At 68.4% G+C, this 24,717-nt stretch carries 20 protein-coding genes; 19 read left to right on the top strand and 1 reads right to left on the bottom strand.

What is annotated here, in order from left to right; all coding sequences use genetic code 11:
- Nucleotides 1–12 precede the first annotated feature (12 nt).
- From J2X34_RS00625 to J2X34_RS00590, 8 genes are all read left to right on the top strand, one after another.
- Nucleotides 13–573 (top strand): hypothetical protein, encoded by a 561-nt coding sequence (locus J2X34_RS00625; protein ID WP_114718821.1) that lies wholly within the window; start codon nucleotides 13–15, stop codon nucleotides 571–573.
- A gap of 72 nt (nucleotides 574–645) precedes the next feature.
- Nucleotides 646–1,302, top strand: a complete 657-nt coding sequence (locus J2X34_RS00620; protein WP_114718822.1) for a YoaK family protein — start codon at nucleotides 646–648, stop codon at nucleotides 1,300–1,302.
- Between the two features lie 116 nt (nucleotides 1,303–1,418).
- Entirely contained in the window at nucleotides 1,419–2,744 is a 1,326-nt protein-coding gene (locus tag J2X34_RS00615; RefSeq protein ID WP_114718823.1) for an MFS transporter, read from the top strand.
- A 169-nt stretch (nucleotides 2,745–2,913) separates the two neighbouring features.
- Nucleotides 2,914–4,566, top strand: a complete 1,653-nt coding sequence (locus J2X34_RS00610) for an AMP-binding protein (protein ID WP_429515856.1) — start codon at nucleotides 2,914–2,916, stop codon at nucleotides 4,564–4,566.
- A gap of 18 nt (nucleotides 4,567–4,584) precedes the next feature.
- On the top strand, nucleotides 4,585–6,234 hold the full coding sequence (locus J2X34_RS00605; RefSeq protein WP_114718989.1) for a sigma-54-dependent Fis family transcriptional regulator: 1,650 nt from the start codon (nucleotides 4,585–4,587) through the stop codon (nucleotides 6,232–6,234).
- A 106-nt stretch (nucleotides 6,235–6,340) separates the two neighbouring features.
- Nucleotides 6,341–7,840, top strand: coding sequence for an aldehyde dehydrogenase family protein (locus J2X34_RS00600; protein ID WP_174912394.1), 1,500 nt, complete (start codon nucleotides 6,341–6,343; stop codon nucleotides 7,838–7,840).
- Nucleotides 7,841–7,887: 47 nt separating this feature from the next.
- Nucleotides 7,888–9,000 carry an NDMA-dependent alcohol dehydrogenase gene (locus J2X34_RS00595; protein WP_114718826.1) on the top strand — a complete coding sequence of 371 codons (1,113 nt, stop codon included), beginning with the start codon at nucleotides 7,888–7,890 and terminating at the stop codon, nucleotides 8,998–9,000.
- 117 nt (nucleotides 9,001–9,117) lie between these two features.
- Nucleotides 9,118–9,378 carry a GlsB/YeaQ/YmgE family stress response membrane protein gene (locus J2X34_RS00590; RefSeq protein ID WP_114718827.1) on the top strand — a complete coding sequence of 87 codons (261 nt, stop codon included), beginning with the start codon at nucleotides 9,118–9,120 and terminating at the stop codon, nucleotides 9,376–9,378.
- 15 nt (nucleotides 9,379–9,393) lie between these two features.
- Here J2X34_RS00590 and J2X34_RS00585 read toward each other — a convergent pair whose 3' ends face one another.
- Nucleotides 9,394–10,026: an SACE_7040 family transcriptional regulator gene (locus tag J2X34_RS00585; RefSeq protein WP_114718828.1), complete on the bottom strand. Its 633-nt coding sequence runs from the start codon at nucleotides 10,024–10,026 to the stop codon at nucleotides 9,394–9,396.
- A gap of 118 nt (nucleotides 10,027–10,144) precedes the next feature.
- Here J2X34_RS00585 and J2X34_RS00580 point away from each other — a divergent pair, with 118 nt between their 5' ends.
- The 11 genes from J2X34_RS00580 to J2X34_RS00530 all read left to right on the top strand — a co-directional run bounded on the left by J2X34_RS00580 (nucleotide 10,145) and on the right by J2X34_RS00530 (nucleotide 24,442).
- The gene (locus J2X34_RS00580; protein ID WP_114718829.1) at nucleotides 10,145–11,716 is read left to right on the top strand and encodes a carboxyl transferase domain-containing protein; all 1,572 of its coding nucleotides are present in this window, start codon (nucleotides 10,145–10,147) and stop codon (nucleotides 11,714–11,716) included.
- An 8-nt stretch (nucleotides 11,717–11,724) separates the two neighbouring features.
- Complete coding sequence (locus J2X34_RS00575) at nucleotides 11,725–13,770, top strand: acetyl/propionyl/methylcrotonyl-CoA carboxylase subunit alpha (protein ID WP_114718830.1); 2,046 nt, start codon at nucleotides 11,725–11,727, stop codon at nucleotides 13,768–13,770.
- Nucleotides 13,767–14,930: an acyl-CoA dehydrogenase family protein gene (locus J2X34_RS00570; protein ID WP_114718831.1), complete on the top strand. Its 1,164-nt coding sequence runs from the start codon at nucleotides 13,767–13,769 to the stop codon at nucleotides 14,928–14,930. Before J2X34_RS00575 ends, J2X34_RS00570 begins: the two co-directional genes overlap by 4 nt.
- Before the next feature lie 38 nt (nucleotides 14,931–14,968).
- On the top strand, nucleotides 14,969–15,436 hold the full coding sequence (locus J2X34_RS00565; RefSeq protein WP_114718990.1) for a MaoC family dehydratase: 468 nt from the start codon (nucleotides 14,969–14,971) through the stop codon (nucleotides 15,434–15,436).
- Nucleotides 15,433–16,287 (top strand): HpcH/HpaI aldolase/citrate lyase family protein, encoded by an 855-nt coding sequence (locus J2X34_RS00560; RefSeq protein ID WP_114718832.1) that lies wholly within the window; start codon nucleotides 15,433–15,435, stop codon nucleotides 16,285–16,287. The genes J2X34_RS00565 and J2X34_RS00560 overlap by 4 nt, the downstream gene beginning before the upstream one ends.
- 4 nt (nucleotides 16,288–16,291) lie before the next feature.
- Nucleotides 16,292–18,244: an acetoacetate--CoA ligase gene (locus tag J2X34_RS00555; RefSeq protein WP_429515854.1), complete on the top strand. Its 1,953-nt coding sequence runs from the start codon at nucleotides 16,292–16,294 to the stop codon at nucleotides 18,242–18,244.
- A 163-nt stretch (nucleotides 18,245–18,407) separates the two neighbouring features.
- Nucleotides 18,408–19,631, top strand: a complete 1,224-nt coding sequence (locus J2X34_RS00550; protein WP_429515853.1) for an ABC transporter substrate-binding protein — start codon at nucleotides 18,408–18,410, stop codon at nucleotides 19,629–19,631.
- Nucleotides 19,632–19,657: 26 nt separating this feature from the next.
- Nucleotides 19,658–22,381, top strand: coding sequence for a branched-chain amino acid ABC transporter permease/ATP-binding protein (locus tag J2X34_RS00545; protein WP_114718835.1), 2,724 nt, complete (start codon nucleotides 19,658–19,660; stop codon nucleotides 22,379–22,381).
- Entirely contained in the window at nucleotides 22,378–23,139 is a 762-nt protein-coding gene (locus tag J2X34_RS00540; RefSeq protein ID WP_114718836.1) for an ABC transporter ATP-binding protein, read from the top strand. The genes J2X34_RS00545 and J2X34_RS00540 overlap by 4 nt, the downstream gene beginning before the upstream one ends.
- A gap of 69 nt (nucleotides 23,140–23,208) precedes the next feature.
- Entirely contained in the window at nucleotides 23,209–23,964 is a 756-nt protein-coding gene (locus J2X34_RS00535; RefSeq protein ID WP_114718837.1) for a FadR/GntR family transcriptional regulator, read from the top strand.
- 61 nt (nucleotides 23,965–24,025) lie between these two features.
- Nucleotides 24,026–24,442 (top strand): PPOX class F420-dependent oxidoreductase, encoded by a 417-nt coding sequence (locus J2X34_RS00530; RefSeq protein WP_429516163.1) that lies wholly within the window; start codon nucleotides 24,026–24,028, stop codon nucleotides 24,440–24,442.
- Nucleotides 24,443–24,717 lie beyond the last annotated feature (275 nt).

Raw genomic sequence — 24,717 nt, 5'->3', positions numbered from 1 at the left:
GAGGAGAACACGATGGCCTTCGCTGGCAACGTCGACGAACTGGCACTGCTGCAGACGATCCGGTTGAAGGGGCAGGTGACGGCCGACGTCCTGGCTGCGCAGCTCGGCGTCGCCGCCGCGTCGGCGGCGGCAGCGCGTGACGCGCTGCTCGCACAGGGCAAGGCGGAGGAGACCGGTGACGGCGCGTTCACGCTGACCGATGCCGGTCTGGCCGAGCTCGGCGACCAGCTCGACGCCGAGCGGGTGTCCATCGACGAGGACTCGATCGCCGAGATCCACGAGCGTTTCCTCGAGCTCGACGGCCCGCTGCGCGAACTCGTCTCCGGCGCCGACCTCGATTCGCTCGCTGCCCTCGACAAGAAGGCGCAGGACGTGTTCGACGACGTGTCCGCGTTCGTGCCGCGTCTGTCGCGCTACCAGGATCTGTTCGCCGAGGCGTTGCAGAAGGCGCAGGCCGGAGACGCCGAATGGATCGCCGCTCCCGGGATCGCCTCCTACGCCACGGTGTGGGGCGAGATCGCGCGGGAACTGCGTGGTGCGTGCGGCCTGGACGAAGACACGGTCACCGCCTGACGGACCGACGTACCGACGCACTGACGACCGAACCCACCCGGGTGCCGCCCGGGTGGGTTTATCGTCGGAGGGGTGGTCGTCCACTACCCACGGGGCGTGCTCGTCGTCGCGGTATTCCTTTCCGGTCTGGCCGGATTCGTGGACGCGATGGGTTTCATCATGCTCGGCGGATTCTTCGTTTCCTTCATGAGCGGCAATTCCACCAAGCTCTCGGTCTCCGCGGCCGACGGTCTGGTGACCACCGCGCTGACCGGCGCCGGGATCGTCGCGCTGTTCGTCGTCGGTGTGATGATCGGATCGGTCACCGGCCGCCGATTCGGTATCCGCCACAGGTCGGCCGTCCTGACGCTCGTGACCATGTTGCTGATCCTCGCCGCCACCGCGCACCTGGCCGGGTGGACGCCTGTCGCGATCTCGCTGATGATCACCGCGATGGGCGCGGAGAACACTACGTTCGAGCGGGAGGGCGAGGTGAGTATCAGTCTCACCTACATGACCGGCAGTCTCGTGAAGATGGGGCAGCGCCTGGTCACCGCGTTCTCCGGCGGGGATCGGTGGGGGTGGGTGCGGCATTTCCTGCTGTGGGCGGCGATGGTCGTCGGCGCCTTCCTGGGGGCCACCGCGCACCGGTTGGTCGGGCTGGAGGCGCTGTGGTTCGCGGCGCTCTGGGGCGGCATCCTCGCGGTGGTGATCGCCCGGAGACCACCCGTGGCGACGGCGGCTGAGTGACGGGCGTCACTCCACCCCCTTTTCGGGGGTAGTTGGCCAGTGACCCGGATCACTACCTTTCCTCGCAGTTGCTGACGCCAATCGGGGCGTCGCGCACGGCTCGAGAAGAGGGATCCATGACGACTGTGTCGCCATCGGTCGGCTCGGCGAACGCCACACCTCCGCGCACCGGCGTGGGCAGGGTGGCGATCGCGAGTTGCATCGGAACGACGATCGAGTTCTACGACTTCTTCATCTACGGAACCGCTGCCGCACTGGTCTTTCCGACGGTGTTCTTCCCAGCGCTCGGTTCCACCGCCGGCACGGTCGCGTCGTTCGCGACCTTCGCGGTGGCGTTCATCGCCCGGCCCGTGGGCGCAATGTTGTTCGGGCACTACGGTGACCGGATCGGCCGCAAGAAGACCCTCGTCTCGACCCTGTTGCTGATGGGCATCTCGACGCTCCTCATCGGCCTGCTGCCGGGCGCCGAGACGATCGGTGTCGCCGCGCCGATCATCCTCGTGCTGCTCCGATTCGGCCAGGGCTTCGCGGTCGGCGGGGAGTGGGCGGGCGCAACTCTGCTCACCGCCGAGTACGCGCCGCCGGACAAGCGCGGCTTGTACGCGATGTTCCCCCAGTTGGGCCCGGCGATCGCTTTCGTGCTGTCGAGCAGCACGTTCCTCATCACCGGCGCCGTGCTCGGTGATGCGAACGAGGCCTTCCTCACGTGGGGCTGGCGGGTGCCGTTCGTGTTCTCCATCGTGCTCGTCGGCATCGGGCTGTACATGCGCCTGGCCATCGAGGAGACCCCGGTGTTCCGGGCCAACCAGAAGATCGACGCGGCCGACGCCGGTCCCCGGACGCTTCCGTTCCTCGACGCGTGGCGATACCAGACCAAGGAGATCCTGCTCTCGGCGGGCGCGCTCGCGACCCTGTTCGCGTTCTTCTACATGGGCACCGCGTTCCTCACCAGCTACGGAACCAAGACCCTCGGCTTCAGCCGCCCGTTCGTGCTCGTGGTCGGCATCGTCGCTGCCGTCGTGTTCGGTGCGGCGATCGTCGTCTCGGCGCTGTACTCGGACCGGATCGGCCGCCGCCGGGTCATCATGCTGTCCTGCGTCCTCGCGGTCGGGTGGGCGCTGGTCCTGTTCCCGCTCCTCGACTCGGGGTCCCCGGTGGCCTTCGTGATCGGGATGTGCGTCACGCTCGCGATCTTCGGGATGGCCTACGGACCGTGCGGTGCGCTCCTGCCGGAGATGTTCCACACCCGCTACCGCTACACCGGCGCCGGACTCGGCTACAACCTGGCCGGCGTGCTCGGTGGCGCCGTCCCGCCGCTGATCGCGGCGCCGCTCGCCTCTGCCTTCGGCAGCTTCGCGATCGGCCTCATGCTCGCGGTGCTCGGCATCGTCAGCTTCGTGTGCACCAAGGCGCTGGTCGAGACGAAGGACCGCGCGCTCTGAACCGGGCCCCGACCGGGGTCGACATCGGGGGTGTTCGAACTCTGAACAGTTGTCGGCACCCCCGACAGTCGACTATGTCCTACATCACAGTCGAGCGAGTACGTTGGGGAAGCCCGCACCGCCGGGATTCCCCAGTGGGCGCCGGGGCGGCGCCCGGAGAGGAAACGCGATGACCACAACTTCGCTGTCAGGATCCCTGCCGAGCTACGCCTCGGGAGTGTGGGACGCGCCCATGCTGGGCGACACCATCGGCGACAACTTCGACCGCACGGTCGCGGCGCACGGCGACCGTGACGCGTTGATCGATCGCGGTTCGGGACGACGATGGACCTACAGCGAACTGGCGGCGGATGTGGACGCGGTCGCGGCGGGGCTGCTCGGTCGCGGAGTGGTGAAGGGCGACCGCGTCGGCATCTGGGCTCCCAACTGCGCCGAGTGGACCCTGGTGCAGTACGCGACCGCGAAGATCGGCGCGATCCTCGTCAACATCAACCCCGCGTACCGCTCCCACGAGCTGCAGTACGTGCTGAACCAGGCGGGGATCCGGATGTTGGTCGCCGCGCCGTCGTTCAAGACCTCCGACTACGCGGCGATGATCGATCAGGTCCGGCCAGAGTGTGCCCGCCTGGAGCATGTGCTGTTGCTGGGCGGCCCGGACTGGGACACTCTGGTCGCCGACGGGCGGGTCGCACACGCCGGCAGTCCCGAGACACTCGTCCGGGCACAGGCGGCACTGTCCGCCGACGAGCCCATCAATATCCAGTACACGTCCGGGACAACGGGATTCCCGAAGGGTGCAACGCTCAGTCACCACAACATCCTCAACAACGGCTACTTCGTCGGTGAACTGTGCGGCTACACCGAGCGCGACCGGGTGTGCATCCCGGTGCCCTTCTACCACTGCTTCGGCATGGTGATGGGAAACCTCGCGTGCACCAGCCACGGCGCCGCGATGGTGATCCCCGGACCGGCGTTCGACCCGGCTGCAACACTGGCGGCGGTACAGGCCGAGCGGTGCACGTCGCTGTACGGCGTGCCGACGATGTTCATCGCCGAACTCGCCGACCCGCACTTCGAGTCCTACGACCTGTCGAGCCTGCGCACCGGGATCATGGCGGGTTCGCCGTGCCCGGTCGAGGTGATGAAGCAGGTCATCGAGCGGATGGGCATGGCGGAGGTGTCGATCTGCTACGGCATGACGGAGACGTCACCGGTGTCGCTGCAGACCCGTCGCGACGACAGCATCGACCAGCGGGTCTCCACCGTCGGCCGGGTCGGCCCGCATCTCGAGGTCAAGATCGTCGACCCGGCGACGGGGCTGACGGTGCCGCGCGGAGAACCCGGCGAGCTGTGCACCCGCGGATACTCGGTGATGCTGGGCTACTGGCAGAACCCGGAGAAGACTGCCGAGGCAATCGATCCCGCACGCTGGATGCACACCGGCGATATCGGGGTGATGGACGCGGACGGCTACGTCGCGATCACCGGCCGGATCAAGGACATGGTGATCCGCGGCGGCGAGAACGTCTACCCGCGCGAGATCGAGGAGTTCCTCTACACCCATCCCGACATCCTCGACGCGCAGGTGATCGGGGTGCCCGATCCGAAGTACGGCGAGGAACTGATGGTGTGGGTCCGGCTGCGCGACGGTGCCGAACCGCTCGACGCGGAGAAGATCCGGGCGTTCTGTACCGGACGCCTGGCACATTACAAGATCCCGCGGTACGTCCACCTCGTCGACGAGTTCCCGATGACGGTCACCGGGAAGATCCGCAAGGTGGAGATGCGGGAGCTGTCGCTCGAACTGATCGATCGCGTCTGATCGGAGGAAGTAGCAGTGGTGCACGGTTTACGGCCGGAGATCGAATTATCCTGGAAGCGTTCGAAGCTCAGCGGAATCGACCCCGCCCGGGTGCCCGAACCGGCGCTGCTCGACCCGTCGGACTCGGCGGGCCGACTGCTGCGGGCGGCCCGCCCGGTCCTCGACGAGATCGGGGTGCAACTGTCGGGGACGGGATGCGGAATCCTGCTCGTGGACCGGGACTGCCGTGTCGTGTCCCGCGTGTTCGACTCCGATGCGATGCGGTTCGCGATGGAGGGCGTCGGGGTGCTGCCCGGCGTCGTGCTCAGCGAGGAGAACTACGGCACCAACGCGCTCGGCACGCCGCTCGAGGTGCGCCAGGGCCTCGTGGTCCACGGGCACGAGCACTTCCTCGAGTCGTTCCGCCAGTTCAGTTGTTACGGGCACCCGATCGTCCACCCCGTGACCCGCCGGATCGAGGGCATCCTCGACATCACCGCGACCGAGAAGACCGCGAACCCGCTGTTCGCGCCGTTCCTGGCCCGTGCGGCCGGGGACATCGAGGCCCGGTTGCTCGAGGGGGCGCGCGAGTCGGACCGCCGCGTGGTGGACGCCTTCCAGCGCGCGGCGCGGCAGCGCGGACTCGCGGTCGCGGCGATGGGGCAGGACATCATGCTCACCAACAAGGCGGCCGTCGAGATGCTCGGACCGAGCGACCATGCCGCGCTGCGTGCGCTCGCCGCGGATGTCCCGGCAGGGGAGACCCGGACGCTGGACTTCGTGCTGTCCGCGGGCGGGAGTACCGGACTGCGGATCGATCGGGTCGCCGGCGCCGACAGCGGAGCGCTGTTCCTGCTCGACATCGGCGACACGAGGACGCCGGTGCGGCGCACCGCGACCCCGCAGGACGCGACGTCGCGACTGCGGCGCCGGCTGCGCGAGTTACGCTCCGGCACCGGTTCACTCGCCCTCGTCGGCGAGCCGGGCAGCGGTCGGACGTGGGCGGCGCGGCAGTTCGTCGACGGCGCCGTCGACGTGCTCGAGGTGGTCGATGCGGCCCAGATCGTCGGCCAGGGAGAACACGAGTGGTCGGCGAGCCTGCTCGCGGTCGTCGCGCGCAAACCCGCGTTCGTTCTGATCGAGCACGTGCACCTGGCGCCCGAACCGGTACTGGCGTTGGTCGCGTCCCTAGTGGCGAACCCGAGCGGCCCGCGGATCGTGCTCACGAGCGACCCGGTCGACGGCGGGCAACCGGCCGTGCGGGATCTGCTCGCGCGGTGCGGTGCCCAGGTCGCGATTCCAGCTCTGCGGCAGCGGATCCGGGAGCTCGACCGCCTGGTTGCGGCGCTCGCGGGCGAGCTCGGCCGCGCGGATCTCCGGGTGGGGCCGAGCGTGCTGGCGGCGCTGTCCGAGCACACGTGGCCGGGCAACCTCGTCGAACTTCGCGCCGTGCTCGCGGGCCTTCCCGACAAGCTGGACGGCACCCCGATCCGGGCCCTGGACCTCCCCGAGGACTACCGAGCGTCGGGCAAGGTGGCGCGACTCGGCGGCCGGGAGCGGGCCGAACGCGACGCGATCGTCGAAGCGCTGAATGAGAGCGGCGGTAACAAGGTGCACGCTGCGGCCCGCCTCGGGATCAGCCGCACCACGCTCTACAGCCGCATCCGCGCGCTGGACATCACCGTCTGACGGTGTGCCCCACGCGCGCTGTCCAAAGCTTGAACAGTTGACGATCGCCCTCCCGAAGCACGATGACTGTGTTGCACGTCACACGTCAGATTTAGGAGGTTCGAGCATGACTGTCGTTGCCGAGCAGGCGGTTTCACCGCGAGTTCGCGAGTTTCTCTCCGGCACCAAGCAGCTCTACATCGGCGGCGAGTTCGTCGACGCGGCGTCGGGCCGCACGTTCGTGACGCACGATCCCGCGACTGGTGATCGCCTCGCCGATGTCGCGTACGGCGAGGCGGCCGACATCGACCGCGCCGTCCAGGCAGCGCGTCGCGCGTTCGACGAGGGGCCGTGGGCGTCGATGAAGCCCAACGAGCGGGAGCGGCTGATCTGGCGGGTGGGGGATCTGCTCACCGAACGGGCCTCCGAGTTCGGTCAGCTCGAGGCGCTCGACAACGGTAAGTCCGTCGCGATCGCGTCCGCCGTCGACGTCGCCTGGGCAGCGGACGTATTCCGCTACTACGCAGGCTGGGCCACCAAGATCGAGGGCAGCACGGTCAACGTGTCGATGCCGTTCGTGCCCGGCGGCGAATTCCACGCGTACACGTTGCGCGAGCCCGTCGGGGTGTGCGGGCTGATCGTTCCGTGGAACTTCCCGCTGCTGATGGCGTCGTGGAAGCTCGCGCCCGCACTCGCCGCCGGCAACACCGTCATCCTCAAGCCCGCCGAGCAGACCCCGCTCACCGCGCTCATGCTGGCCGAGATCTTCGAGGAGGCCGGATTCCCGCCCGGCGTCGTCAACATCGTGCCCGGCTTCGGTGATGCCGGCGCCGCGCTGTCCGCGCACGACGATGTCGACAAGATCGCCTTCACCGGTTCCACGGAGGTGGGCAAGAAGATCGTCGACGCCGCCAGGGGCAACCTCAAGAAGGTCTCCCTCGAGCTCGGCGGCAAGAGCCCCAACATCGTGTTCGCCGATGCGGACTTCGATGCGGCCGTGGCGGGTTCGCTCAACGCCTGGCTGTTCAACCACGGTCAGTGCTGCGTCGCCGGCACCCGCCTGTACGTCGAGGACAGCATCTTCGAGCGTTTCACCGAGGCCGTCGCCGACGCCGCGAGCAAGGTCAAGATCGGTCCCGGGCTCGACCCCACCACCGAACTGGGGCCGCTCGTGTCGCAGGAACAGTTCGACCGCGTCACCGGCTACTTGCGCGACGGCCTCGCGGACGGTGCCCGCGCGCTGACCGGCGGCAAGCGCTGGGGCGAGACGGGCTACTTCGTCGAGCCGACCGTCCTGGTCGACGTCGAGCCCGATTTCAGTGTCGTCCGCGAGGAGATCTTCGGACCGGTCGTCGCGGCGATGCCGTTCGATGCGGACGAGGGCATCGTCACCGCCGCCAACGACTCCATCTACGGACTCGCCGCCGGAATCTGGACCCGGGACATCTCCAAGGCGCACCGCACCGCGCGCCGGCTGAAGGCGGGTTCGGTGTGGGTCAACCAGTACAACGGCTTCGACACCGCGATGCCGTTCGGCGGCTACAAGCAGTCCGGCTGGGGACGCGAACTGGGCGCGTCGGGCATCGACGCCTTCACCCAGACCAAGGCCGTCAACATCGCGCTCTGACAGCAGCAACCTCTCACAACGACACCGACATCGATCAAGGAGAACCCATGAAGACCAAGGCCGCCGTTCTGCTCGAGGCCGGAAAGCCTTTCGAGATCATGGAACTCGACCTGGACGGTCCCGGTCCCGGCGAGGTCCTGATCAAGTACACCGCCGCCGGACTGTGCCATTCGGACCTGCACCTCACCGACGGTGACCTGCCACCGCGCTATCCCATCGTGGGCGGGCACGAGGGCTCCGGCATCGTCGAGGAGGTCGGCCCCGGCGTCACCAAGGTCAAGCCCGGCGATCACGTGGTGTGCAGCTTCATCCCCAACTGCGGCACGTGCCGCTACTGCGCCACCGGGCGGCAGAACCTGTGCGACATGGGCGCGACGATCCTCGAGGGCTCGATGCCCGACGGCTCCTTCCGCTTCCATTCGGGCGGAAAGGACTTCGGCGCCATGTGCATGCTCGGCACGTTCGCCGAACGCGCCACCATCTCGCAGCACTCGGTCGTCAAGGTCGACGAGTGGCTGCCGCTCGAGACCGCCGTCCTCGTCGGGTGCGGTGTCCCGTCCGGATGGGGGACCGCGGTCTATGCGGGCGACGTCCGCGCCGGCGACATCGTCGTGATCTACGGCGTCGGTGGCCTGGGTATCAACGCGGTCCAGGGCGCGGTGCACTCCGGTGCCAAGTACGTGGTCGTGGTCGACCCGGTCGAGTTCAAGCGCGAGACGGCACTGAAGTTCGGGGCGAGCCACGCATACGCGTCCGCGGCCGAGGCCGCCGAGAAGGTCAACGAGCTCAGCTGGGGGCAGGGCGCCGACGCCGCCCTGATCCTGGTCGGCACCGTCGACGAGGACGTCGTCTCCGCGGCGACCGCCGTGATCGGCAAGGGCGGCACCGTCGTCATCACCGGTCTCGCGGATCCGACGAAGCTCACCGTCCACGTCTCGGGCACCGATCTGACGCTCAACGAGAAGACGATCAAGGGCACGCTGTTCGGCTCCGCCAACCCGCAGTACGACATCGTCCGGCTGCTCCGCCTGTACGACGCCGGCCAGCTCGCGCTCGACGAACTGGTCACCACTCGCTACTCACTCGAAGATGTCAACCAGGGCTACCAGGACCTTCGGGACGGCAAGAACATCCGCGGCGTCATCATGCACGCGCCGTAGGGCGCGCTCACGCAACGATTTGTGCAATGCCCTGCCCTGGCTCGACGGAGGTCGTACCTTCGAGCCAGGGCGGGGGCGTGTTCCGCGCGTGGCGGGGGCGGACGGAAGGAGCCAGTCATGGGCGAGATCATCGGCACGATCATCTTCGGCGCAGTCATCGGTGTGCTGGCGCGGCTTGTTCTTCCTGGCAAGCAGCCGATGGGATGGATCATCACGGTGGTGATCGGCATCGCCGGAGCGCTCATCGGATACTGGCTGTGGGGTGCCCTGGGAGGCACCGACACACCCGGAATCGATTGGTGGCGTTGGGTGATCAGCATCGCCGCAGCGGCCGTGCTGGCCCTCGGCTACACGGCGATCGCCGCCCGGAGGAAGTAACAGGGCTCCGCGTTGCTACGCGGAATCCGCCAGCAGCGCGGCGAGCGCCATTCTCCGCAGCACCCCGCGCGTCGGGTCCCCGTTCGTCGCATCGACGGACGGGGATACCGCGCTGTACGGGGTGGAGTTGATCAGGCCGAACGTCGCGTGCGCGGCGATTCGGGCGCGGGTGGCGTCGAGTCCCGGATCGATCCTCCGCAGCACATCCACCCAGATCTCCACGTACCGGCGCTGGGTCTGGCGCACGCGGTGGCGGGCGTCGTCGGGCAGTGAGTGCAGGTCGCGATCCTGCACTCGGATCAGCTCCGGCTCGCCCAGCGCGAAGTCGAGATGGAAGTCGACGAGTTGCCCGAGCGCCTCGGCGGGGTCCGACACCCGATCCAGGACCGCGGTGCCGCCGGCCAGCAGTCGCTCGCTGATGTCGGTGAGCAACTCGACGAGCAGCGCGTCCTTGTTGGGGAAGTGCCGATACACGGCGGGGCCGCTGATACCCACCGCGGAGCCAAGGTCTTCGAGGCGAACCCCGGGGAAGCCGCGCTCGGCGATGAGCCGAGCGGCGGCGCGCAACAACTCTCGGCGACGGTCGGCTTTGGCCTGGCTGCGCCTGCTGGGGGCCGTCGGCCCCGCATCACGGTCGACGTCGGTCATCGGTCACATTTTCCTGTTCGTGTGATCTGGACAACTCAGTTAATCACGGATAACCTGATTTCAGTTATTCGGAATTAACCGAATCTCATCGTATCTATCGAACTGCGAGGACGGTGACGTGACAACCGCTCGAACCGCATCAACCACCTCCCATCGGGAACAGCACCTCGCCCTCGTGTCCGAGCTGCGCGACAAGCTGGCCGCGGCGGCGCTCGGTGGCAGCGAGAGGTCCCGTGAGCGCCACGTCGCTCGCGGCAAGCTGCTGCCGCGGGATCGGGTGGACGCCCTGCTCGATCCGGGCAGCCCGTTCCTCGAACTGGCTCCGCTCGCCGCGAACGGCATGTACGGCGACGAGTGCCCCGGCGCCGGTGTGATCGGAGGTGTCGGACGCATCTCCGGGCGTGAGTGCGTGATCGTCGCCAACGACGCGACGGTCAAGGGCGGCACCTACTACCCGATGACGGTCAAGAAGCACCTGCGGGCGCAGGAGATCGCGCTGCAGAACAACCTGCCGTGCATCTACCTCGTCGACTCCGGTGGCGCGTTCCTGCCGATGCAGGACGAGGTCTTCCCGGATCGCGAACACTTCGGCCGGATCTTCTACAACCAGGCGACCATGAGTGCCAAGGGGATTCCGCAGATCGCCGCAGTGCTCGGCTCGTGCACCGCGGGCGGCGCGTACGTCCCGGCCATGAGCGACGAGGCGGTGATCGTCCGCAACCAGGGCACGATCTTCCTCGGTGGTCCGCCGCTCGTGAAGGCCGCGACCGGCGAGGTGGTCACCGCGGAGGAGCTCGGCGGGGGCGACCTGCACTCCAAGGTCTCGGGCGTCACCGACCATCTCGCCGAGGACGACCGGGACGCGCTGCGAATCGTCCGCAACATCGTCGCGACGTTCGGTCCCCGTGCGCCGCGTCCGTGGGACGTCGCGGAGACCGTGGCGCCCGCGGCGGACCAGAGCGAGCTGTACGACGTGGTGCCCACCGATCCGCGCACCCCGTACGACGTGCGCGAGGTCATCACCCGTCTGGTCGACGGCGCCCCTGCGGGCGGCACCGACTTCCAGGAGTTCAAGGCCGAGTACGGCAAGACCCTGGTCACCGGGTTCGCCCGGATCCACGGGCACCCCGTCGGCATCGTCGCCAACAACGGTGTGCTGTTCGCCGAGTCCGCCATGAAGGGTGCGCACTTCATCGAGCTGTGCGACAAGCGCAACATTCCGCTGCTGTTCCTGCAGAACATCACCGGATTCATGGTCGGACGCGAGTACGAGGCCGGCGGCATCGCCAAGCACGGCGCCAAGATGGTCACCGCCGTCGCGTGCGCGCGGGTGCCGAAACTGACGGTGGTGATCGGCGGTTCGTACGGCGCCGGCAACTACTCGATGTGCGGGCGCGCGTACTCGCCCCGCTTCCTGTGGATGTGGCCCAACGCCCGCATCTCGGTGATGGGCGGCGAGCAGGCCGCCTCGGTGCTCGGCGCCGTCGGGTCCGGGCGAGATTCGGGACGAGACCCCGACTCGATCAGGGCCCAGTACGAGGCGCAGGGCAACCCCTACTACTCGACGGCCCGACTGTGGGACGACGGCATCATCGACCCTGCGGACACCAGAACCGTTGTCGGGCTGGCCCTGTCGGCGTGCGCCAACGCGCCGCTCGAGCCGGTGTCCTACGGCGTCTTCCGGATGTGAGGACACACATGACTACTCAGTTCGACGCCGGCGGTGCCGGCACATTCGACACGATCCTGGTGGCCAACCGCGGCGAGATCGCGGTCCGGGTCATGCGTACTTTGCGGCAGCTGGGCATCCGCTCGGTCGCGGTCTACAGCGAGGCCGACGCCGACGCTCGCCACGTCCGTGAGGCGGACGTCGCGGTGCTGATCGGCCCCGCCGCGGCGCGCGAGAGCTACCTCGACATCGACCGGGTACTCGACGCCGCGAAGCGGACCGGTGCGCAGGCGATCCACCCCGGATACGGATTCCTTTCGGAGAACTCGGCATTCGCGGCCGCCTGCGACGCAGCGGGTATCGTTTTCCTGGGGCCGTCGGCGCGGGCCATCGAGGTGATGGGAGACAAGATCACCGCGAAGAACGCGGTGGCCGCGTTCGATGTCCCGGTCGTCCCGGGCATCGCGCGGCCGGGTCTGTCCGACGCCGACCTGATCGCTGCGGCCGACGACATCGGCTATCCGGTGCTCGTGAAGCCGTCCGCCGGCGGTGGCGGCAAGGGCATGCGGCTCGTCGAAGCCGCGGACGATCTTCCGTCCGCGCTCGCCAGTGCCCGCCGCGAGGCGGCGTCGGCGTTCGGCGACGACACCCTGTTCCTGGAACGGTTCGTGTTGCGCCCCCGGCACATCGAGGTCCAGATCCTGGCCGACAGCCACGGCAACGTCGTGCATCTCGGCGAGCGCGAGTGCAGTCTGCAACGCCGGCACCAGAAGGTGATCGAGGAGGCGCCGTCGCCGCTGCTCGACGCGCAGACCCGGGCACGGATCGGCACCGCGGCGTGCAACACCGCCCGCAGCGTCGACTACACCGGCGCCGGCACCGTCGAGTTCATCGTGTCCGCGGACCGGCCCGACGAGTTCTTCTTCATGGAGATGAACACCCGCCTGCAGGTGGAGCACCCGGTCACCGAGATGGTCACCGGCCTCGACCTGGTCGAGTGGCAGGTCCGGATCGCGGCGGGGGAGAAGTTGGCCCTGCACCAGGACGACATCACCCTCACCGGGCACGCGGTCGAGGCCCGGATCTACGCGGAGGACCCCGGACGCGGCTTCCTGCCGACCGGCGGAACCGTGCTCGGTCTGCGCGAGCCCGACGGCATCGGGGTGCGCGTGGACTCGGGACTGCTCGCGGGCACCACGGTCGGCAGCGACTACGACCCCATGCTGGCGAAGGTGATCGCGTACGGCGCCGATCGCGGCGAGGCGTTGCGCCGACTCGACCGTGCGCTCGCCGACACCGCAGTGCTCGGTGTCGGCACCAACGTCGACTTCCTGCGGTTCCTGCTCGCCGACGACGACGTCCGCGCCGGACACCTCGACACGGGGCTGCTGGATCGCCGCGTCGTCGGCTACGGAGTACCGGATCCCGACGACGAGGTCCTCTTCGCTGCGGCCGCCTACCGCTGGCTCGGGCTGTGGGCCGACGGATCCGGCGCCGACCCGTGGGACGCACCCACCGGCTGGAGGGTCGGCGGACCGCATCCGCTCTCGTTCCGGCTTCGCTCGGGCGCCCGGATCGACCACGTCCTGATCACCGGCACGCCCGACGATGCCCGGGTCCGCATCGAACACGGTGAGGACCACACGCTCGCAGCACGACTCGACGGCGATGTGCTCACGGTCGTCTCCGACGGGCGCTGCGATACCTATCGGGTCGCCGACGAGGACGGCACGCTGTGGCTCGCCGGCGCCGATGCGACATGGGTGGTCTCGCAGATCCGCGAGGCGAGTGTCCGCGGCGCGGATGCCCACACCGGTGACGCCGAACTGACCAGCCCCATGCCGGGGACCGTGATCGCGGTCGCCGTCGCGACCGGCGACACCGTCTCCGCCGGGACCGCGGTCGTCGTCGTCGAGGCCATGAAGATGGAACACACCCTCACCGCACCGATCGACGGCGTCACGGAGGTTCTCGTCGCCGTCGGCGACCAGGTGAAGGTCGATCAACTGCTGGCGCGAATCAGCCCGGCACGCACTGAAACACTTGAACTCGCAACGGAGGAAGACGCGTCATGACCGACTACCTGTCCACCGGATCGCTGCCCGACGAGTACCAGCAGCTCGCGAAGACCGTCCGGGACTTCGCACAGAACGTGGTGGCCCCGGTGTCCGCCGAACACGATGCCAACCACACGTTCCCGTACGAGGTGGTCGACGGCATGGCCGACATGGGCCTGTTCGGTCTGCCGTTCCCCGAGGAGTACGGCGGCATGGGCGGCGACTACTTCGCCCTGTGCCTCGCACTCGAGGAACTCGGCAAGGTCGACCAGTCCGTCGCGATCACCCTCGAAGCCGGTGTGTCGCTCGGTGCGATGCCGGTGTACCGCTTCGGCAACGAGGCGCAGAAGCAGGAATGGCTGCCGCAGCTCACGAGCGGCAAGTCCCTCGCCGCGTTCGGGCTCACCGAGCCGGGGGCAGGCAGTGATGCCGGCGGGACCAGGACCACCGCGAAAATGGACGGTGGCGACTGGATCATCAACGGCAACAAGCAGTTCATCACCAACTCCGGCACCGACATCACCAAGCTGGTGACGGTCACCGCGGTCACCGGGACCAAGGAGAACGGCGCCAAGGAGATCTCCACGATCCTGGTACCGACGTCGACGCCCGGCTTCACCGCCGAGCCCGCGTACAACAAGGTCGGCTGGAACGCCTCCGACACGCACCCGCTGACCTTCCAGGACGTGCGGGTACCGCAGGAGAATCTGTTGGGCGAACGCGGCCGTGGCTACGCGAACTTCCTGCGCATCCTCGACGAGGGCCGCATCGCGATCGCGGCTCTGTCTGTCGGAGCCGCGCAGGGCTGCGTCGACGAATCGGTCAAGTACGCCAAGGAACGCGAGGCGTTCGGCCGGCCGATCGGCGCCAACCAGGCCATCGCCTTCAAGATCGCCCGCATGGAGGCGCGCGCCCACGTCGCCCGGACCGCGTATTACGACGCCGCGGCACTCATGCTGTCGGGCAAGCCGTTCAAGAAGCAGGCGTCGATCGCGAAGCTGATCGCGAGCGAGGCCGCGATGGACAATGCGCGCGATGCCACCCAGATCTTCGGTGGATACGGTTTCATGAACGAGTACCCGGTGGCCCGCCACTACCGAGACAGCAAGATCCTCGAGATCGGTGAGGGCACCACCGAGGTGCAGTTGATGCTGATCGCGCGCGAGCTGGGGGTGTGACGGGTGGGGAGGATACGGGAGGGAGCGGCACAGTGACGATGCGCAAGATCGTCCAACGCGGGCTGTGGTTCGAGGAGTTCGAGACCGGAGTCGTCTACGCGCACCGCCCCGGGCGCACCATCACCGAGGCCGACAACGTCCTGTTCACCACGCTGACCATGAACACGCAGGCTCTGCACCTCGATGCCGCGTTCGCCGCCGAGACCCAGTTCGGTGAGCGGCTGGTCAACTCGATGTTCACACTGTCCACGTTGGTCGGGCTGTCGGTGACGCAGTTGACGCAGGGGACCATCGTCGCGAACCTCGGATTCTCCGAGATCGCGTTCCCCAAGCCGCTGTTCCACGGCGACACGCTCTACGCCGAGACCGTCGTCACCGATCTACGCGAGTCCCGCAGCAGACCGGGGGAGGGCATCGTGACGTTCGAGCACACCGGACGCAATCAGCACGGTGACGTGGTCGCCACCGCGATCCGCAAGACGCTCGTGCGGAAGAAGCCGGCATGAACGGCGATCCGCTCGACCTCTGGGCCGGTGCGGTCCCCGGTCCGGCGTGGCTGTTCTGCCCGGCCGACCGTCCCGAGAGGTTCGCGAAGGCGGCCGATGCCGCCGACGTCGTGATCCTCGATCTCGAGGACGGGGTGGCCCCTGCCGACAAGGAGACTGCGCGCCGCGCGCTGGTGGACGTACCGCTCGATCCCGCGCGGACCGTGGTGCGCGTCAATGCGCACGGCACCGACGACTACGCACGCGACTGCGCGGTCCTCGATCGCACGCCCTACACCGCGGTGATGCTGCCCAAGTGTGAATCCGTGGACCAGGTACTCGATCTCGCACCGCTGTCGGTGGTCGTGCTGATCGAGTCGCCGTTGGGTGCATTGGCGGTGCCGCAGACCGTGCAGGCCGCGAACGCCGTGGGCGTGATGTGGGGCGCCGAGGACCTGGTCGCAGGTCTCGGCGGGGCATCGAGCCGCAAGGCCGACGGCAGCTACCGCGATATCGCGCGGCACGTGCGGTCCACGGCGCTGCTCGCGGCGAAGGCGTACGGGCGGTTCGCGCTGGACTCGGTGTTCCTCGACATCCCCGACCTGGACGGGCTCGCGGACGAGTGCGACGACGCGGTCGCCGTCGGGTTCGACGGCAAGGTCGCGATTCACCCCCGACAGCTCGACATCATCCGCCACGCGTATGCGCCCACGTCGGAGCAGTTGGGTTGGGCCGAACAGGTTCTCGCGGCCGCATCCCGCGAGCGGGGTGTGTTCACGTTCGAGGGTCGCATGGTCGATGCGCCCGTCCTGCGGCATGCGGAGGAGATCGTGCGAAGGTCCGGTATCGCCCGCGCCGGCGGAGAAGAGTGAACGCATGACGAGCGAGGTGCGACCCCGACCGCAGTGGGTGCCGACCGACGCCGACATCGAGAAGGCACGGATCACCGACTTCGCCCGGTGGGTGGAGCGGCGCACCGGGCTCTCGCTGCCGGACTACGCCGCGTTGTGGCAGTGGTCGGTGGACCACATCGGCGACTTCTGGCAGGCGGTGTGGGACTACTTCGAGGTGCGGTCCATCACCGATCCGGGTCCGGCGCTGGCGAACGATGCGATGCCCGGCGCGGTGTGGTTCCCGGACGCCCGGCTCAACTACGTCGACCACGTGACCCGGAGCGCCCGCACCGATCGGCCCGCCGTCGTCTACGAGGCCGAGGACGGCCATCCGGTGGTCCTGAGCTGGGCGGAGCTGCTCCGGCAGGCGGGCGCGCTCGCGGCCACCCTGCGATCGCTCGGCGTCGGTGAGGGCGATCGGGTGGTGGGCTACCTGCCGAACGTGCCCGAGGCGGTCGTGGCGTTTCTCGCGACCGCCGGCCTGGGAGCGGTGTGGGCCGCATGCGGTCAGGACTACTCGGCGCCCGCCGCGCTCGACAGGCTCGGCCAGCTCGAGCCCAAGGTGCTGATCGCCGCCGACGGCTACAGCTTCGGTGGCCGGACCCACCCGCGGCACGAGGAGATCGCACACCTGCGCGGCAGCATGCCCTCGCTCGTCGGCACCGTTCTGGTGCCGAAGCTCGGCACCGAACCGGTGACCGACGCGATCGCATGGGCGGATGCCACCGCGGGCGACGCGCCGCTCGAGCCGGTGCCGGTACCGTTCGATCACCCGCTGTGGGTGGTGTTCTCCTCGGGCACCACGGGTCTGCCCAAGGGCATCGTGCACGGCCACGGCGGCGTGCTCCTCGAACACGTCAAATCCCTTGCGCTGCAGATGGACATCGGGACCGACGACACGTTCCTGTGGTACACCAGCCCGAGTTGGATGATGTGGAACTTCCAGGTCGCCGGCCTGCTGGTCGGCGCCACGATCGTCTGCTACGACGGTAGTCCCGGCTATCCCGACACGGACTCGTTGTGGGCGCTGGCCGCCCGGCACCGGGTCACCGTGCTCGGCACCAGCCCCGGCTACGTGCTGGCTTGCTCGAAGGCCGGCGTCGTCCCGCGCCGTGACCACGACCTGAGCGCGCTCCGCGCAGTCGGGATCACCGGGTCGACGCTGCCGGCGTCGTCGTCGACATGGTTGGCGGACAACGTCGGGGAGTCGGTTCCGGTCTTCTCGATCACCGGTGGCACCGATGTCGTGTCGGCCTTCATCGGCGGGGCTCGCACGGTGCCGGTGTGGCCCGGCGAGCTGTCCGCGCCGTGTCTGGGCGTCGCGCTCGATTCCTTCGGGCCGGACGGGCATTCGGTCCGCGGAGAGGTGGGAGAGCTGGTCGTCACTGCGCCGATGCCCTCGATGCCGGTCAGATTCTGGAACGATCCCGACGGAAAGCGTTATCACGAGGCGTATTTCGACGACTTTCCCGGGGTGTGGCGGCACGGCGACTGGATCACCGTCACCGAGCGTGGCAGCGTCGAGATGCACGGACGATCCGACTCCACTCTCAACCGCAACGGCATCAGGATGGGTAGCGCCGACATCTACCAGGCTGTCGAACGGCTGCCCGAGGTCGTCGAGGCGCTCGTCATCGGAGCCGAGCAACCGGACGGCGGGTACTGGATGCCGCTGTTCGTGGTGCTCGCGGACGGGGCGGTGCTCGACGCCGATCTCGAGGATCGCATCAAGTCCGTCATCCGGGAGCAGGCATCGCCGCGGCACGTCCCGGACGAGGTCATCGCGGCACCCGGGATTCCACACACCCGTACCGGGAAGAAGCTCGAGGTCCCGATCAAACGGATGTTCCAGGGTGCCGATGCCGCGCGGATCATGGATCGGAGCGCGATGGACGCCCCGGAGCTCATCGATTGGTACCTCGCCCAGAAGCGGTGACGGCCGCTGACGAGGCATTTCGGAGCGCATCGCAACGAAAATCGCGAACTTTGCAAAAACCTGCATTCCGTTCCCATACGCTGCTGCCGAGGTTGGGCGGGAGTGCGGGACACGGCTCCCGGGAATAACGAGATGTAGCTGCCCCATACGCAAAGGACGCGCCGTGAACCTGAAGAGATTTACTCCCGCAATCGCCGCTATTGCCGCCGCCGGTCTGCTCGCCTCGGGCTGCAGCAGCAACGACAGCGGTGCGGACCCGGCCGAGAACGCGGCCACCGGGGCGCCGATCAAGGTCGGTCAGATCATTCCCATCGAGGCGCCGGGGCTCGCATCCATCAACTCTGCTGAGGGCGCGATCGCCTCGGTCGACGCCTTCAATGCCCGCGGCGGCGTGAACGGACGCCCGCTCGAACTGGTGCAGTGCGACTCCATGGGGGATCCCAACAAGGAGGTCGACTGCGCCAACAAGATGATCACGGAGGGTGTCGTCGCGACGATCGCGGACTTCACGCCCGCCAACAACGAAGGGACGTCCCAGGTCCTGCAGAACGCGGGTATCCCGCGAATCGGGTTGAACCCGCTGAACATCTCGGACTTCTCCGCCACGAACGTGTTCACCCCGTTCTCCGGCTCGCTGCTCAACCTGTACGGGATGATCGACATCCTGGTGGCCGACGGCAAGACCAAGCTCACCCTCATGCGTCCCGACGTCCCGGTCGCCGCGATGCTGATCCAGCTGCTCGGCCCGGCCGTGCAGGCGAAGGGCGCCGAGATCGTCAACGAGGTTGCGGTGGGCGCGGGCGCGACCGACTACACCCAGTTCATCGCCGCCGCTGAGCGCAACGGAGCGCAGGGCGTGATCATGGCGCTGGGCCCGACCGAGGCCAACCCGATCGCCCAGTCGTTCGAGCAGCTCGGGTCGAAGCTGAGCTTTGCGCTGGGATCGGTCGGGTTCTCCCAGGCCGACCTGCAGGACCTGGGGACCTTCGCGACCTCCTCGAAGTACACCGGCGTGGTTCCCGCGCCCTCGTCGAGCACCGACGACTTCCCGGGACTGAAGGACTTCCTGGCGGACATGGAGAAGTCCGGCAAGAAGGAGCTCGAGCTGGAGAACCTCACCGGCGACGAGATGAACCCGTGGCTGGCGGTGCGCGCGTTCGGTGAGGTCGCGAACGGGTTGACGGACATCAACAAGAGCACGGTCCAGATGGGATTCGAGAACGCCAAGGATCTCGACATGGCCGGCCTGGTCCCGGCCTGGACACCGGGTGCGGTCGAGCCGTTCGGGATCTTCCAGCGCGTCTCGAACACGATGATGTACCGGATGACGTTCGACGGCGACGTGGTGGTCACTGATCCGACGCAGTACGACCTGCGCACCTCCTGACCCGAGCACACCCTGGAGTTTGACGAATGACTGAGTTACTGCAGTTCGCGATCCTGGGCCTGGGAGCGGGCTCCGCCTACGCGCTCCTTGCGCACGGCATCGTGCTGGTCTACCGCGGCTCCGGGGTGGTGAACTTCGCGCAGGGCGCGATAGCCATGGTGGCCGCCTATGTGTGTCTGGAAACCTTGCAGCGCGAACATGATTGGGCGCTGCTGCCGGCCTTCGTCGTGGCGGTCGTGGTCGCCGCACTGATCGGACTGGCGTTCCAGCTGCTGGTGTTGCGCTGGTTGATGAACGCTGCGCCGATCGTTCGGCTGGCCGCCACTCTCGGCCTGATGGTGCTCCTGCAGGCGGGGGTACAGCAGTACTACGGGGCCAAGTCGATCCGGGTGCGAGCCTTCCTGCCCGACGACGCCTATCACTGGGGAAGCATTGTGGTGCAGCAGGATCGGCTGATCCTGCTGGGGATCGCGGTGGGAATGACTGCCGTGCTCTGGGGGCTGGCCCGGTTCACCCGGGTCGGTCTCGCCATCACCGCGGCGGCCGAGAACGAGCGCGCCGCCGCCGCACTCGGTTGGTCGCCCCAGCGGCTGGCCGCGCTGACGTGGACCGTCGGCGGTGCACTGGCCGGCACCGCCGGCATCCTGGTGGCACCGTTGACGGGACTCACGCCGTCGGCGTTCGTCGTGATCGTCACCGTCTCGGCGCTGGCGGCTGCACTGCTCGGCAACTTCCGCTCGTTCCCGCTCACCCTGCTCGGCGGGCTGTTGCTCGGTGTGGGTGAGAGCGTGGTCGTCCTGTACCAGGACGACCTGCGGGATCTGCTCGGGATGGAGACACTCACCGGCATCAACCGGGCAGTGCCGTTCCTGGTCATCCTCATCGTGCTGGTGGTGCGGGGGAAGGGGCTGCCGCTACGCAGCCACGTCTCGGAGCGGCTGCCCCGACTCGGCTCCGGGGAGATCCGTTGGGCGGGTCTCGTTCTCGCAGTGGTCGCGGCGGGCGTGGTCATCGCGATCGGCGGCGATTGGCTGCGGTCGCTGACGCTGACCCTGGCTGCCGCGGTCTTCCTGCTCTCGATCGTGGTGCTGACCGGTTTCGCCGGTCAGCTCTCGCTCGCCCAGTACACCGTCGGCGGGTTGGGTGCGCTGTTCGCCGCGCGACTCGTCGGCCAGGCCGGCTGGCCGCTGATCCCGGCGGCGGTAGTCAGCGTGGTCGCCGTCATCGCCTTCGGCGTGGTGTTCGCGCTGCCCGCACTGCGGACACGGGGCGTGAACCTGGCGGTGGTCACCCTGGGGCTCGGATTCACGGTCCAGGAGATGGTGTTCAACAACCCGACCCTCACCGGCGACAAGCTCGAGGGTTCGGTCAAGATCTCCGAGCTGAACCTGTTCGGGCTGGAGGTGACGGCTTCGCGTTACCCCGAACGGTGGGCACTGCTGTGTCTCGTCGCGCTGGTCGTGTGCGGCCTGATGGTGGCGAATCTGCGTCGCTCGCGTACCGGCCGGCGGCTCATCGCGGTGCGCACCAACGAGCGGGCCGCGGCCTCGCTCGGGATCAGCGTGTTCGCGGTCAAGATCTATGCCTTCGCTCTCGCAGCGGGGTTGGCCGCGGTGGCGGGAATTCTGCTCGGCCTGCGCAACACCGCCGTCACCTACCTCGAGTTCAACGTATTCGCCTCGATCAACGCGGTGGTCCAGTCGGTGATCGGCGGGCTCGGGTTCGTGGTGGGCAGCGTCATCGGCGCACTGATGGCGCCCGGGGCGCTCGTCAGTCGCCTGGTGGACGGTCTGGCCATTGCCAGCCTGCTCGCCGGAGTGATCCTCATCGTCACCCTGCTCACCAACCAGAACGGAATCGCGGACGTGGTCTCCCGCCAGCTCCGGGCGATCGGCAGGCTCCCCGGGCTTGCCGCGTTGCGGCCGCGGGACACGCGGCGGGCTCACGAACTCTCGGACGAACTGCCGTCCAGCACCGTCGCACCGACGCCGTTGTCGGTTCGCGGGCTGACGGTGCGGTTCGGTGGCGTCACCGCCGTCGACGGGGTCGACCTCGACGTCGCGCCCGGACAGGTCGTGGGTCTGATCGGGCCGAACGGGGCCGGCAAGACCACCGTGATCGACGCGATCACCGGATTCGTCAGTCCCGCGGCGGGACAGCTGACGCTGGGGGACCACGACATCACCGGCTGGTCGACGGCACGGCGGTCCAAGGGCGGACTCCGTCGCTCCTTCCAGTCGCTGGAACTGTTCGAGGACGTCACGGTCGGCGAGAACATCCACGCGGGTGCCGACGAGGCCACCTGGAGTACGTGGTTCACCGATCTGATCCGCCCGGGCCGCCATCCACTCTCACCCAGTGCGTCGACCGTCGTGCGGGACTTCGAACTCGAGGACGACCTGGGCGCACTGCCGGGTGAACTGTCGTACGGCCGGCGCCGGCTGGTGGGTATCGCCAGAGCCGTCGCGTCCGCGCCGTCCGTCATCCTCCTCGACGAGCCCGCGGCCGGGCTGGACGACGCCGAGAGCCGTGAGCTCGCGGTGGCCATCCGGCATCTGGCGGTGCAGCGCGGGGCGGGGGTGCTCCTCGTCGAGCACGACATGGGTCTGGTGATGTCCACCTGTGACCGGATCGTGGTGCTCGAGGCAGGCCGGGTGATCGCCGCCGGCACGCCGGACGAGATCTCCGCCAGCGCGGCGGTCCGCGATGCATACCTGGGTACCGACGACGAGACGGAGGCGGCGCGATGACCGTGACCACCACGAGCGAGAAGACCGTGGCGTCCGACACGGTGCTGGAATGTCGCGGCTTGGGCGCGGGCTACGCCGGCGCCGTGGTCTGCCGCGACCTCGACATCACCGTGCGCTCGGGCGAGGTCGTGGCGCTCATCGGCGCCAACGGGGCGGGCAAGTCCACGACGATGTTGACGGTGGCGGGGGAGCTGGCGCCGATATCGGGCTCACTGTCGGTGCTCGGCTCGGACCGGCGCGCATCGTTGTCGGCACTGGCACGGCGTGGGCTGAGCTACGTCACCGAGGAGCGATCGGTGATCATGGGCCTGACCGCCGCCGAGAATCTCCGGCTGGCAGGCGTCTCGGCCGACGACGCGTGTGCCGTGTTCCCGGAGCTACGGGCGCTGCTCCGGCGGCCCGCCGGACTGATGTCCGGTGGCGAGCAGCAGATGCTCACTCTGGCCCGGGCGTTGGCACGGAACCCCAAGCTGCTGCTGGCGGACGAGCTGTCGCTGGGCCTGGCGCCGCAGATCGTGCAACGCCTGCTCGCGGTGGTGCGGTCCGCGGCCGACGAGCGCGGTGTCGGTGTCCTGCTGGTCGAACAGCACGTCCGCCAGGTGCTGACCGTCGCGGACAGGGTGTATGTGATGCGGCGCGGCCAGGTGATGCTCGAGGGGACGGCCGCCGAGATCGGCGCCGATCTGGACGCGGTGCAGCGTGCCTACCTGTCGGGTGGGGGAGACACCGGCAGCGCCGGTACCGGCCAAATCGGTTAACAGTTGTACCCTTGGTCGTTCGTCGGGCCTGCTCAGGCGGGCTTCGATTCAACGGAGTGAAGGGGCGTCGTGGCAGCCGGAGCGAAATCGTCGGTGGTTCGGGTACCGAAGGCTGGTGAGTTGGTCGCTGCGAACTTGCGTCGGCGGATCATCACCGGTGAGCTCGGCGCGGGCGATCCCTTGCCGAACGAGTCGGTGCTCATGGAGCAGTTCGGGGTGTCCCGGCCCACGCTCCGCGAGGCGTTCCGGATCCTCGAATCGGAGTCCATCATCACCGTGCTGCGCGGTGCCCGGGGCGGTGCCCGGGTCATGGCCCCGGACGCGTCGGTCGCCGCGCGCTACACGGGTCTGCTGCTGCAGTACCAGGGGACACCGCTGGTGGACGTCTACCGGGCCCGGGCCTCGCTCGAGGTGTCAGCTGTCGGTGTCCTCGCCGGTCCCGGCCACGCGGAGGCGCTCGACCGTCTCGCCGCGATGATCGCGGAGGGGGCGCAACTGGTGGACGACGCCGCCGGCTTCGCGCACCACGACGTGCAGTTGCACCAGAGCCTGGTGGATCTGGCCGGCAACGAGACCCTCGCGGTGCTCGCCGGCATGCTCGTCCACATCATCGAGGCCCACAACGCGCTGTTCATCGCCGCGCACGGGAACGAGCACGAGCAGCCGGCTGCTCGTGCCGCGCAGCGCGCCTACACCAAACTGCTGGATCATCTGCGCCGCGGCGATGCGATCGCGGCCCAGGACTTCTGGCGCAAACACCTGGACGGAATCGAGAAGTACATGGTGGGCGATTCGGCGACGACGCTCGTCGAAGTTCTGTCCTGACAGATTCCGTCGAGCCCGGCACCTCCGCGGCAACTCGCGTACTGTGCGGTCTGTGAGCACTCTGCGTGACGCGAAGGTCCGGGAATTTCTCACACACGGAACTCGGACCGGCAAACTGGGCTATCTCTCCGGAGACGGTCGACCTCTCGTCGCCCCGGTCTGGTTCGTGTTGGACGGCGACGAGGTGGTGTTCAACACGGGCGCGGACACGGCCAAGGGCCGGTACCTCGCCCGCGATCCCCAGGTGGTGTTGTGCGTCGACCTCGAGGAGCCGCCGTACGCATTTGTGCAGATCCAGGGTGACGCCGTCCTGTCGACGGATCCCGACGAGCTGCTGCGTGTCGCGACCGATGTCGGCCGGCGGTACATGGGCGCCGATCGAGCCGAGGAGTTCGGGCGGCGCAACGGTGTGCCCGGCGAACTCGTGGTGCGAGTCCGCCCGACCCGGGTGATCGCCGCGCTCGACGTCACCGGGTGACGGTGCGAACGGGCGTCCGGAAATGCGTTGTGGAGGGGTGAGCCTGTAAGTTCATCCGAGTGCTCAACCCAGGAATTTCGGTGGTCGACCGCCGCACGTGACCCCCTCGGATGGACCGGGGCGCTGCGAGTGTGATCGAGCACCATCCAGGTGGTTGGCCGTCTCTCCCTCAACTCGGTGACCGGCGTCCGCCGGTGCTTCCCTGCTGTAACGAACCAGGTCCGATCAGCAGATATACACCCGAGTGCGTGCCGTGCCGGCAGATCGTTCCGGTC

This window comes from Rhodococcus sp. BE178 (assembly GCF_050433545.1).
In the GTDB taxonomy this organism is placed as follows: Bacteria; Actinomycetota; Actinomycetes; order Mycobacteriales; family Mycobacteriaceae; genus Prescottella.
Note: the sequence above shows the minus strand (reverse complement) of the source record. Positions and strands in the feature narration are given on the sequence as shown.

Coding starts and splice junctions, on each gene's coding strand:
- J2X34_RS00625 (WP_114718821.1), top strand. CDS start 13: ATGGCCTTCGCTGGCAACGTCGACGAACTGGCACTGCTGCAGACGATC.
- J2X34_RS00615 (WP_114718823.1), top strand. CDS start 1,419: ATGACGACTGTGTCGCCATCGGTCGGCTCGGCGAACGCCACACCTCCG.
- J2X34_RS00610 (WP_429515856.1), top strand. CDS start 2,914: ATGACCACAACTTCGCTGTCAGGATCCCTGCCGAGCTACGCCTCGGGA.
- J2X34_RS00600 (WP_174912394.1), top strand. CDS start 6,341: ATGACTGTCGTTGCCGAGCAGGCGGTTTCACCGCGAGTTCGCGAGTTT.
- J2X34_RS00595 (WP_114718826.1), top strand. CDS start 7,888: ATGAAGACCAAGGCCGCCGTTCTGCTCGAGGCCGGAAAGCCTTTCGAG.
- J2X34_RS00590 (WP_114718827.1), top strand. CDS start 9,118: ATGGGCGAGATCATCGGCACGATCATCTTCGGCGCAGTCATCGGTGTG.
- J2X34_RS00585 (WP_114718828.1), bottom strand. CDS start 10,026: ATGACCGACGTCGACCGTGATGCGGGGCCGACGGCCCCCAGCAGGCGC.
- J2X34_RS00575 (WP_114718830.1), top strand. CDS start 11,725: ATGACTACTCAGTTCGACGCCGGCGGTGCCGGCACATTCGACACGATC.
- J2X34_RS00570 (WP_114718831.1), top strand. CDS start 13,767: ATGACCGACTACCTGTCCACCGGATCGCTGCCCGACGAGTACCAGCAG.
- J2X34_RS00565 (WP_114718990.1), top strand. CDS start 14,969: ATGCGCAAGATCGTCCAACGCGGGCTGTGGTTCGAGGAGTTCGAGACC.
- J2X34_RS00560 (WP_114718832.1), top strand. CDS start 15,433: ATGAACGGCGATCCGCTCGACCTCTGGGCCGGTGCGGTCCCCGGTCCG.
- J2X34_RS00555 (WP_429515854.1), top strand. CDS start 16,292: ATGACGAGCGAGGTGCGACCCCGACCGCAGTGGGTGCCGACCGACGCC.
- J2X34_RS00545 (WP_114718835.1), top strand. CDS start 19,658: ATGACTGAGTTACTGCAGTTCGCGATCCTGGGCCTGGGAGCGGGCTCC.
- J2X34_RS00540 (WP_114718836.1), top strand. CDS start 22,378: ATGACCGTGACCACCACGAGCGAGAAGACCGTGGCGTCCGACACGGTG.